Origin of the sequence: Streptomyces anandii JCM 4720, assembly GCF_014650655.1 — a bacterium.
Lineage (GTDB): Bacteria > Actinomycetota > Actinomycetes > Streptomycetales > Streptomycetaceae > Streptomyces > Streptomyces anandii.
On the sequence record NZ_BMVJ01000011.1, the window covers coordinates 166,063 to 175,460 of the forward strand.

10 protein-coding genes and 1 riboswitch are annotated in these 9,398 nt (G+C 73.8%); of the genes, 5 read left to right on the top strand and 5 right to left on the bottom strand.

The features are described 5' to 3' along the window. The first annotated feature begins 73 nt into the window (after nt 1-73). Together IE249_RS20990 and IE249_RS20995 are read left to right on the top strand one after the other, a co-directional pair. The gene (locus IE249_RS20990; protein WP_373304423.1) at nt 74-931 is read left to right on the top strand and encodes a hypothetical protein; all 858 of its coding nucleotides are present in this window, start codon (nt 74-76) and stop codon (nt 929-931) included. Nucleotides 932-934: 3 nt separating this feature from the next. Continuing rightward, a complete protein-coding gene (locus IE249_RS20995; RefSeq protein ID WP_189706716.1) occupies nt 935-1,300 on the top strand; it encodes a hypothetical protein in 366 nt (121 codons plus the stop codon). Here IE249_RS20995 and IE249_RS21000 read toward each other — a convergent pair. After that, on the bottom strand, nt 1,270-2,511 hold the full coding sequence (locus IE249_RS21000; protein ID WP_189706718.1) for a hypothetical protein: 1,242 nt from the start codon (nt 2,509-2,511) through the stop codon (nt 1,270-1,272). The genes IE249_RS20995 and IE249_RS21000 overlap by 31 nt on opposite strands. A gap of 213 nt (nt 2,512-2,724) precedes the next feature. Here IE249_RS21000 and IE249_RS21005 point away from each other — a divergent pair, with 213 nt between their 5' ends. Then, nucleotides 2,725-3,630, top strand: coding sequence for an SCO2400 family protein (locus IE249_RS21005; RefSeq protein WP_189706730.1), 906 nt, complete (start codon nt 2,725-2,727; stop codon nt 3,628-3,630). Here the strand turns inward: IE249_RS21005 and IE249_RS21010 are convergent. Then, nucleotides 3,597-4,520, bottom strand: a complete 924-nt coding sequence (locus IE249_RS21010) for an NAD(P)-dependent oxidoreductase (protein WP_189706732.1) — start codon at nt 4,518-4,520, stop codon at nt 3,597-3,599. The genes IE249_RS21005 and IE249_RS21010 overlap by 34 nt on opposite strands. Nucleotides 4,521-4,654: 134 nt before the next feature. Here IE249_RS21010 and IE249_RS21015 point away from each other — a divergent pair, with 134 nt between their 5' ends. Further along, nucleotides 4,655-5,188, top strand: a complete 534-nt coding sequence (locus IE249_RS21015; protein WP_189706734.1) for a hypothetical protein — start codon at nt 4,655-4,657, stop codon at nt 5,186-5,188. 37 nt (nt 5,189-5,225) lie between these two features. Here IE249_RS21015 and IE249_RS21020 read toward each other — a convergent pair whose 3' ends face one another. Continuing rightward, nucleotides 5,226-5,909 carry a DUF6445 family protein gene (locus IE249_RS21020; protein WP_189706736.1) on the bottom strand — a complete coding sequence of 228 codons (684 nt, stop codon included), beginning with the start codon at nt 5,907-5,909 and terminating at the stop codon, nt 5,226-5,228. Between the two features lie 251 nt (nt 5,910-6,160). Between IE249_RS21020 and IE249_RS21025 the strand changes: the two genes are divergently transcribed. Further along, on the top strand, nt 6,161-6,913 hold the full coding sequence (locus IE249_RS21025) for a DUF4142 domain-containing protein (RefSeq protein WP_189706738.1): 753 nt from the start codon (nt 6,161-6,163) through the stop codon (nt 6,911-6,913). A gap of 52 nt (nt 6,914-6,965) precedes the next feature. On the opposite strand, the gene IE249_RS21030 is transcribed toward IE249_RS21025, so the two are convergent. Beyond that, nucleotides 6,966-8,666, bottom strand: coding sequence for a glycoside hydrolase family 13 protein (locus tag IE249_RS21030; protein WP_189706740.1), 1,701 nt, complete (start codon nt 8,664-8,666; stop codon nt 6,966-6,968). A 127-nt stretch (nt 8,667-8,793) separates the two neighbouring features. Beyond that, nucleotides 8,794-9,153, bottom strand: a complete 360-nt coding sequence (locus IE249_RS21035; RefSeq protein WP_189706742.1) for an ArsR/SmtB family transcription factor — start codon at nt 9,151-9,153, stop codon at nt 8,794-8,796. A gap of 64 nt (nt 9,154-9,217) precedes the next feature. After that, a riboswitch (cobalamin riboswitch) is annotated at nt 9,218-9,398 on the top strand.

The following is a 9,398-nucleotide window of genomic DNA, read 5'->3' on the forward strand; positions in this document are numbered from 1 at the left end:
GGGGAACTGCTTCGAGGAGCCGGGCAGTGAGGCATCGCCGCGGCGGGGCCGGCGTTCCGTCCGGGGGGATCGGATGAGACCGGAGTCGGGGACGGGTGCGGTGCCGCGGGCGAACGCGGCCCTGATCCGGGCCACGCGCTTCGCCGCACGCACCCTGCGCGGCGAGTTCCGGGCCATCGTCGTGGATCCCGTGCGGCAGCTGACGCACCGCGGGCTGTCCGGGCTCGTCCTCGCCTTCGTGGCCGCCTTCGGGGTGGTCTTCTTCCACGGCATCGCGCAGCACCCCACCGGAGCGACGGCCGTACGCCTCCTCGGCGGCGTCCAGGCGGACCTGCCGCTGTGGCTGGCCCTGCTGCGCACCCCGGTGTCGCTGTACGTGCCCGCGCTCGACCTGCCGGTGTGGGCCGGCATCACCCAGCTGTTCCTCGCCTTCGCGCTCGCCGAACTCTCCCTCGGCCGCCGCCGCACCCTGTTCATCTCCTACGCCACCACCCTGGCCGGCACCCTGACCGTGCGGGTGATGATCGCGCTCGGGCCCGGCTGGTGGGGGTTCGGGCTGCCGCCCGGGGTGGGACACGTCCTGGACACCGGGCCGTCCGCCGCCGTGGTGGGCCTGTTCACCTACCTGTCGGTCGTACGGCGGGCCCCGGTGGTCTTCTTCCTCACCGGCGGGTCGATGGTGGTGGAGTCGATCGTCAAGCCCAACCTCGCCGGCCGTGAGCACCTGATCGCGGTGGCCGCCGCGGTCGTCCTGGGCCTGTGCCACGACCGCGGCCTGCGCCGCCTCCCCGCCGCGGCGCTGCTCGCCGCCTCGCGCCCCCGGCCCGCGCGCCGTACGGGAGTCGTACGAGCCGGCGGCCCCGTGGTGCTGGCGCGCGAGGCCCGCAGCGCGGATGCTTGTCCTGAACTGATCAGGGGGAAGGGTGAGTGATCGATGGGCTGGATCTGGTGGGTGCTGATCCTGTTCTGGACGGGGGGCTTCGCGTGGTTCGCCGACACCGTCCGCACCGCGATGCGCAACCGGCACCAGCGGAAGATGGAGTTGATGGAGGCGAAGAAGTCCGAGCGGCTGGCCGTCGAGGCCGCGCACAGACCGCCTGAGCCGGTGTGCGGCTGCACGCACCATCTCTCCAAGCACGACAAGGCCGGCCGCTGCCACGAGCGCGTGGAGGTCCCGACCGCCTGGGACGAGAACAAGAAGCCGCTGCGCTTCGAGCCCGGGCAGTGCAACTGCCAGCAGTACGTGGGCCCGCAGCCGCTGTCCCAGGTCTACGCCGACGAACTGACCGACCTGGCCTGACGGTTCGTCGCCCCGCGCTGCCTCGGCAGCCGCGGCGGACCCGGCTCGCGCCCCGGCGCACGCCTGTTGCGGGGCGTGCGCTGGGGCCACCACAGGACGTACAGCGCGGAGCCCGCCGCGAAGGCCAGCCGGATCAGGCCGCGCGCGGAGTCCGAGGGGATCAGCAGGACGCTGCCGTACAGGGAGATCAGCGCTATCCAGCTGACCCAGGGCACCAGCCGCCGCTGGCCGATGGAGTCCCAGATCAGCGTGCCGAGCAGCACCGAGGCGTTGTAGTACGTGTAGACGCTCGGGTCCAGCACGATGCGCGCGTCGGCGGCCAGTAACACCACCGCCGCCCAGCGCTGCCGGCGCACGGCCAGCGCGCCCAGGGCGATCCCGAGGCCCATCTGCGCCGGGCGGTCCCACCAGGGCGTCGCCGGGTCGTTCACCCCGAACCAGCGCAGCGCGGAGGCCGGCTGGTTGGGAATGGTGAAGCGGGCCGCGGCGAACGTGTTCAGGTGGGTCAGGTAGAAGGGCAGCCAGGCCACGGCCACCAGGCCCACCGCCCACACGGCCGCGCGCAGCCGCGCCGGCCGGGGCAGCGCCAGCAGCAGCGGCAGGAAACCCACCGCCCAGGGCTTGGAGTCCACGGCCAGCGCCAGCAGCACGCCCACCGCGGTGGCGTTTCCGCGCACCAGCGCCCGCACGGCGAGGGTGGTGAAGAACAGCGCCAGCACGTCGTCCAGGTGCGCGAACCGCACCGAGACCTCCACCCACATCGGGATGAAGGCGGCCCCGGCGACCAGCACGCGCTGCTGGAGGCGCCGGTGGTTCACCCCCGTACCCAGGTTGTGCTCGGCGGCCGTACGTCCCACCAGGACCAGCATGTAAAGGCCCAGCCCGGACATGAACGCCTCGGCCAGGTTCTCGCCCGCCGCGGCCGGGAAGGGCCGGAACAGCGCGGCCATTACGAAACTGACCGGCCCGATCTGCAGCTCGGGGTGGTTGGCGTACAACGCCAGCCCGCCGCCGGGCACCTGACTGAACAGCAGCTCCTCGCCGGTCCTGAGGTAGTGCCAGGACACGGCGCCGTGGCGCTCGGCCACCAGGAACCACAAGGCCGTCCACGCGGTCAGCAGGGCGGTGTGCCACCGCACCGGATAACGGCCGATACGGCCGAGCCGCCCGCCGTTCGCGGGCGTGGCCGCCGCCCTCTCACCGTTGAGCACGTTCCGTCCTTCCTCCACCCGTCCGCCCAGTCAGATGCGGATCGGACGGGCGTGGTTCAGCGTGGTGCCCCCGCACACATGGGTACGCACGGCCCCCGCACGGCCCCTCGAATCCCCGCAGGAGCGTCACACAGGCTGCACACAGTCCCGCGAAAGCCTTGTTAGCGTGACTGGCCGCCCGGCTGGCCTACCTGGAAAGAACCGGAAACCCGGATGGACTACTGCTCCACGTGCCGACGGCACCTCAACGGCGCCCTGGTGTGCCCCGGCTGCGGCGCCTACGCGCCGGACATAGCCCCGGACGCCACCGCCGACTCCGCCGCGCCCTTCGCCCCGGGCGCGGCGGCGGGCGGCGCACCGCCCGCCGCCCAGGCGCCCTTCGCGGTGCACGCCCCGGACCCGGATCCGGCCGCTGCCCCCGTCGACGTGATCCACCCGGCGCCCGAACGCGCGCGCCCCGGGCGGGCCGCGCGGCGGCGGCAGCAGGCCCGCTGGAAGAAGACCCAGCGCCGGGCGCTGGTCGCCACCGCCGTGGCCCTGGTCGGCGGCGGACTCACCGTCGCCTCCATGGAGCGGCACACCGGCAGCCGCGCCCAGGCCGCGTCCGCGCCACAGGCGCCGCACACCGACAGCGTGGGCCGGCAGCCCGCCACCCCGGACGCCGGTCAGGCCCCGTCCTCCCCCGGGACCGGACACACCACCCGCGGCAGCCACGCGTCCGCGCCCGGGCAGCAGGGGACCGGCACCGTCGCGTCCCAGGACGCCACGACCGCGGACGTCCACCCGAACGCGGTCGCGCCCGCGCACACCAAGGACGCCGGCGGCTCGGTGGCCCGGCAGTCGGGCGGCTCCCCGGCCATCGCGTCCGGCGGGTCGGCGGCGGCCGGTTCCGCCACGACGACGGTGCGGCAGCACACCACCGGCTCGACCGGACCCGCCGCCGCCACGGGCTCGACGGGTTCCGCGTCCGGCAGCTCCGCCGCCTCACGGCCGGCCGGCACGAGCCCCACGACGGCCCCGTCCCAGCCCCCGCAGAGCTCCCAGACCTCCCAGGGCTCGCAGTCCTCGCAGGGCTCCCAGTCCTCTCAGCTCTGCCTGCTGGTGGTCTGCCTGGGTTGAGCGCCCGCCTCGCCCTCGAAGCTGGCGTAGTAGGCCGCCGCCATGTCCTCGTCCGCGTGGCCCTGGGCGGCGGCGCGGGCGAAGCGTTCGGCGCTCGCGGCGGCCACGTCGAGGCGGACGCCGTGCTCCCGGCCCGCCTCCACGATCAGGCGGGCGTCCTTCTCGGCGGTCGTCACGGCGAAGCTCGCCGGCAGCAGCCCGCCCTGAAGGATCAGGGCGGCCTTGGCGTGCAGGTAGCCCATGTCGAGCGGGCCGCCGGAGATGAGGTCGAAGAAGCCCTGCGGGTCGACGCCGAGCCCCTTGGCCAGGGCGAGGGCCTCGCCGGTCGCGGCGGTGGCCGCGACGACCCAGCTGTTGGTGACCAGTTTCAGCCGGGTGGCGGTGGCCGCCGCTCCGTCGTCCCCGGTCCACACCGTGCGGGCGCCGACCGCCTCGAACACCGGCGTCACCGCGTCCCGCCCCCCGTCCGGGCCCGCCGCCAGCACGGTCAGCTGCCCCGCCTCCGCGGGCTGCCTGGTGCCGAGCACGGGCGCGTCGTAGAACAGCAGGCCGTGTTCGCCGGCGAGGGCGGCGTGTTCGCCGACGGAGCGGAGGCCGGAGGTGGTCGACTGCACCCACGCGGCCCCCTGGGCAGCCGCGGGCGCGGCCTCGCGCATCACCTCGAGGACCGTGTCGCCGTCGAACAGCATCGTCAGCACCACGTCGGCGTCGCGCACCGCCTCGGCCGGGGTGGCGGCCACCTGCGCCCCGTCGGCCGCGAGCGGCTCGGCCTTGGCGCGGGTGCGGTTCCACGCCCGGACGGTGTGCCCGGCCCGCGCGAGGTTGCGGGCCATCGCGGCGCCCATGATCCCGGTGCCCAGGACGGCCACGGTGCGGCTGCTGTCGGTCATGTCGTCGTCCACCTCTTGATCCCTGCGGCATCCAATACGGCGAGTATCACGCCTGCGGGCGCCCGTACGGCCGAACTCCGCGTGCGGGTGTCCGCGCCCCGCCCTTTCACTGGGGGCAGACGATGGGAGACACGATGACCGTTCACCGGGCACGCCGGACGAGGGCGCGGGCCGCGGCGGCAGCGCTGGTCGCGGTGCTGGCCGCGGGCCTGGCCGCCTGCTCCGGCGGCAGCGGCGGCAACAACCAGTCGGGCGTCAACCCGTCGGACCTCAACCCGTCCGGCGCCGCCAGCAAGGCCGCTTCCGCGGCCGCCTCGCTCGCCTCGCAGGCCAACGACGCCCTGGCGTCGGCCACCGCGGAGGCGGGCCGCCGGCTTGACGGGATCAAGAACGGCATCGACGCCCGCGACGCCGTCACCCTCGGCGCCCCGGCCACCGACGCGGACGGGCGCACCACGGCCGAGGTGACCGTCGACAACAAGGCGGACAAGGCCAAGTCGTTCGCCGTGCAGGTCAACTTCAAGGACGCGGGCGGCAATCTGCTCGACACCGTCGTCGTCACCGTGAACGACGTCCCGGCCGGGAGGACCGGCAAGGGCACCGCGCGCAGCACGCACAAGCTCTCCGGGAACGTGAAGCCCGAGGTGGGCACCGCCCTGCGCTACTGACCGCGGCCGGCCCGAGGGCCTTCGGCCACCGGCGCGGTCACGCCATCCAGAAGAAGACGGCCGTCATGCGCTTGTCCTGAAGGGTGCTGCCGGTGTAACCGGTCGCGCTGTGCACGAGGTTGGCGTGGTAGAGCAGCAGCCGGTTGGCCCGGTGCGGCACGCGGACGTCCTCCTCGAAGGCGTCCGGGGCGACGAACCGGGTGCCGAGGGCCTCCACCAGGTTGGTGTGCGGGGCCTGCACGACATTGCCGCCGAGCCGGCCGCCCGGCAGGGACTGCCGGTAGAAGCTGGTCCCGCATTCTTTGGGCACTGAGGGGTTGAGGTACAGCACGGCCGCGTACCGGCACAGCGCCCGTGAGTCGGTGTGCGGCCGCGGCTCGCTCTCGCCCTCGCCGACCACCTGCACGCAGTTGTGGTTCAGGGTGCCGCCGCCGGGCGCCTGCTGCACCCACAGCCGCTTCGCCCCGGTCGCCTGCCGCACCAGCCGCTCCACGCGCGCCAGTTCGCCCGGCTCCAGCCCCGGCATGGTGCGCAGCCCGGGCCAGGTCTGCGAGGTGTACGGGTAGCCCTCGACCCAGTCGTTCCTGGCCAGGCAGCGCTCGCGCACCGCGTCCGCGTCGGGCAGCACGTCGTCGATCACCCAGTAGTCACGGCCCTTGGTGGGCTTGCGGTAGGGCAGCACGGGAAGCGCGGCGGGCACGCCGGGGGGCAGTGGGGGCATGCGGCGAATCTAGGACGGCCCCCGCCCAGCGCTCTCCCACGGCGTGGTCAACGTTGCGTCAACCCTTGGGCGTTGCCGTGTCGCCGCTCCCTCCGGGCCGTTCCCCCTCGGCTCGAGTTTTTACCAAATCAAAAGGTTCCGCGCGCCTCCCTGTCCGTACTCCTGTACGTCCGAACCGCCCACCTGGCGGGATCCTTGACCGGGCAGGAGGCACGGTGCGCTTTTCGCGGAACGCGACGGGAACTCTCTTCGTGGGCGGAGCTCTCAGCCTGACCCTTGTCGCGCTCGCCTACCCCAGCATGCTCGGCGTCAGCAAGGTTTCCAGCGACGGCTCGCGCGTCATCGCGCAGACCCAGTGGGGACCGTTGACCGAGTCGGACCGCGACTTCGTGGTGAAGGTGCGGGCCGCAGGGCTGTGGGAGTACCCCGTCGGGCAGATGGCGGTCAAGAAGGGCACCACCAAGGCGGTGGTGACCGCCGGGCGGCACCTGATCGACGGTCACGCGGCGCTGGACGCCAGCTGCCGCAAGATCGCGCCGATGCTCAACATCACGCTGCCCAACCTGGCCAGCCCGCAGCAGCAGGGGTTCGTCAACACCCTCAGCGCGGACACCGGCAAGCAGTTCGACACCGACATGGCCAACATCCTGCGCGTGACCCACGGGTCGATCTTCAACACGATCGCGAAGATCCGCTCCACCACCAAGAACACCCTGGTCCGCGAGCTCGCCAACCAGGCCAACTCCACGGTGCTGGACCACATCACGGTCATGGAGCAGACGGGCCTGGTCAACTTCGACCAGGTGCTCTTCCAGCAGACCACCCCGCCCAAGCTGCCCGACACCGACCTGACCCCGCCGCCCCCGCCGGCCGGGCAGCCCGAGGTGGTGCTGCCCCCGCCGCCGAACGCCACCTCCAGCCCGCTGGTGATCGACGGCGCCCCGGTCACGGGCTCGGGCCAGGGCCAGGCCCCGGCCCCCTCGCCGAGCCCGACGGTGGGCTGAGCGGGCCGGATCCGGCGGACGGTGGAGCCGGACCCGCGCCCTGGCGCGCGGCTTACGCGAGCCACACGGTCGTGTCCGGCTCCAGCCTGCCGTCCTTGAGGGGCGGCCCGCTGCTCAGCAGCACCTCGCCCGGGGGCAGCGGGACGGTCTCGCCGGACAGGTTGGTGACGCACCGCCAGCCCTCCGAGCGGGCGAAGCCCAGCACGCCGTCCGGGGTCTCCTCCATCCAGGTCAGGTCCTCGCCGTCCAGCAGCTTGCGGCGCAGCCGCAGCGCCGTGCGGTACAGCTCCAGCGTCGAGCCCTCGGCCCCGTCCTGCGCCTCGACGGCGTACGCCGCGAAGTACGCGGGCTGGGGCAGCCAGGCGCCGCCCGGCCCGAAGCCGTACGACGGTCCGGCGCACGTCCACGGCAGCGGCACCCGGCAGCCGTCCCTGCCCTTGCGGACGTGCCCGGTCTGCTCCCAGATCGGGTCCCGCAGGACCTCGGTGGGCAGGTCGGCGACCTCGGGCAGGCCGAGCTCCTCCCCCTGGTAGAGGTAGGCCGATCCGGGCAGCGCCAGCATCAGCAGCGTCGCCGCGCGGGCGCGGGCGAGCCCGGCGGCCGCGTCCACGGCCGGCGCGCGCCCGCCCGCGAGCAGCCAGGCGTTGTCGTCGGTGCCGGGCGGCAGCATCAGGCGCGACGCGTGCCGGATCACGTCGTGGTTGGACAGCACCCAGGTGGCCGAGGCGCCCGCGGCCCGCGCGGTGGCCAGCGAGGAGGCGATCACCTCGCGCAGCTCGCCCGCGTCCCACCCGGCCTGCAGATACTCGAAGTTGAAGGCCTGGCCGAGCTCGTCCGGGCGGGCGTACAGCGCGCGCCGGCTGTCGGGCACCCAGGCCTCGGCGACGGCGGTGCGGGGCGGGGAGTAGGAGTCGAAGATCCGGCGCCAGTCGCGGTAGATCTCGTGCACGTCGTCGCGGTCCCAGTACGGGTGGCTGCCGGGCGGGAGGCGGGGCAGCGAGTCCTCGCCGGTGACGCCGATGTCCCCGACGTCCCTGAGCGGCTCGTCCAGGTCCTTGACCAGGGCGTGGGCGACGTCGACGCGGAAGCCGTCCACGCCCCGGTCGGACCAGAACCGCAGGGTGGCACGGAAGTCGGCGCGCACCTCCTCCTCGCGCCAGTTCAGGTCGGGCTGTTCGGGCGCGAACAGGTGCAGGTACCACTGCCCGTCGGGCACCCGCCGCCAGGCGCTGCCGCCGAAGACGGACCGCCAGTCGGTGGGCGGGAGTTCGCCGTGCTCGCCGCGGCCCTCGCGGAAGACGTAGCGGGCGCGGGCGGCGGAGCCGGGAGCGGAGCGCAACGCCTCCTGGAACCACGGGTGCAGGTGGGAGGTGTGGTTGGGGACGAGGTCGGTGATCACCTTCAGGCCCAGGCGGTGGGCCTCGGCGGTCAGGGCGTCGAAGTCGTCCAGGGTGCCCAGGCGCGGGTCCACGGCCCGGTGGTCGGCGACGTCGTAGCCGCCGTCGGCCAGTTCGGAGGGGTAGAAGGGGCTCAGCCACACCGCGTCGACGCCGAGCGCGGCGAGATGGCCGAGGCGCCGGGTGACGCCCTTGAGGTCGCCGAGGCCGTCGCCGTCCGCGTCGGCGAAGCTGCGGGGATAGACCTGGTAGACGACGGCCTGCCGCCACCAGTCGGGGTCCCGGGACGACAGGTCGGGAAGGGCTCCGTGTGCGGCGGGGGACGGGGAGTCGTGCGTGGTGGCGCGGTCGGTCACGCGGTCTCCTCTTCGGCGGATCGGCTCTCAGGCAAACTGCCTGGATCGAATCTGTCCAGATCGCCGGAAAAGTGAACCCCGGAGGAGACCGGCGCGCGCACCGACCGGAAGCACCGCGCGCGAGACGTCAGCCTCCGTCCGCCGCGCAGTGCTTCAGCAGGCCCTGGACGTCGGGGTCCACCACGCGGTATCGGACGATCCGGCCCTCCTTCTCCCCCTCCACCACCCCGGCGGCCCGCAGCAGCCGCAGGGCCTGGGAGACGGCGGGGTCGTTCATGCCGGTGGCGACGGCGAGGTCGGAGACGGCCAGCGGCCCGGTGCGGTGCAGGGCGATCAGCAGGGCCAGCCGCTTGGGGTCGGCGAGCAGGGCGAAGCGGTCGGCCCAGGCCCGGACGTGCCCGGCGTCGCCGATGGCCGCGATGGCGTCGCACACCCGGTGACCGTCGATGGTGCGGCGGTCCGCGCGGTCGGCAGGGACGAGATGCATACCGCCATCCTCGCAGGCGCACATGTGATCTTGGATACCTGCGCAGATGTGCAGCTATGCAGGCAACCGCTTCCGCCTCTACGGTGGGCGGGCCGTGGTGCTCGGGAAGTCGATGCGACGTCGACGCGGCCCTCGCCACTGTGATCAGGGAGTTCCCGTTCCGTCCGGCATCCGCCGGGCCACTGGTCCAACGACCGGGAAGGCAGGAACGGCGAACGTACGACCTGTAAGCCAGGAGACCGGCC

What these genes read in the sequence shown, in the direction of transcription:
- IE249_RS20990 (WP_373304423.1), top strand. Translation starts at nt 74, where the DNA reads ATGAGACCGGAGTCGGGGACGGGTGCGGTGCCGCGGGCGAACGCGGCC.
- IE249_RS20995 (WP_189706716.1), top strand. Translation starts at nt 935, where the DNA reads ATGGGCTGGATCTGGTGGGTGCTGATCCTGTTCTGGACGGGGGGCTTC.
- IE249_RS21005 (WP_189706730.1), top strand. Translation starts at nt 2,725, where the DNA reads ATGGACTACTGCTCCACGTGCCGACGGCACCTCAACGGCGCCCTGGTG.
- IE249_RS21010 (WP_189706732.1), bottom strand. Translation starts at nt 4,520, where the DNA reads ATGACCGACAGCAGCCGCACCGTGGCCGTCCTGGGCACCGGGATCATG.
- IE249_RS21015 (WP_189706734.1), top strand. Translation starts at nt 4,655, where the DNA reads ATGACCGTTCACCGGGCACGCCGGACGAGGGCGCGGGCCGCGGCGGCA.
- IE249_RS21020 (WP_189706736.1), bottom strand. Translation starts at nt 5,909, where the DNA reads ATGCCCCCACTGCCCCCCGGCGTGCCCGCCGCGCTTCCCGTGCTGCCC.
- IE249_RS21035 (WP_189706742.1), bottom strand. Translation starts at nt 9,153, where the DNA reads ATGCATCTCGTCCCTGCCGACCGCGCGGACCGCCGCACCATCGACGGT.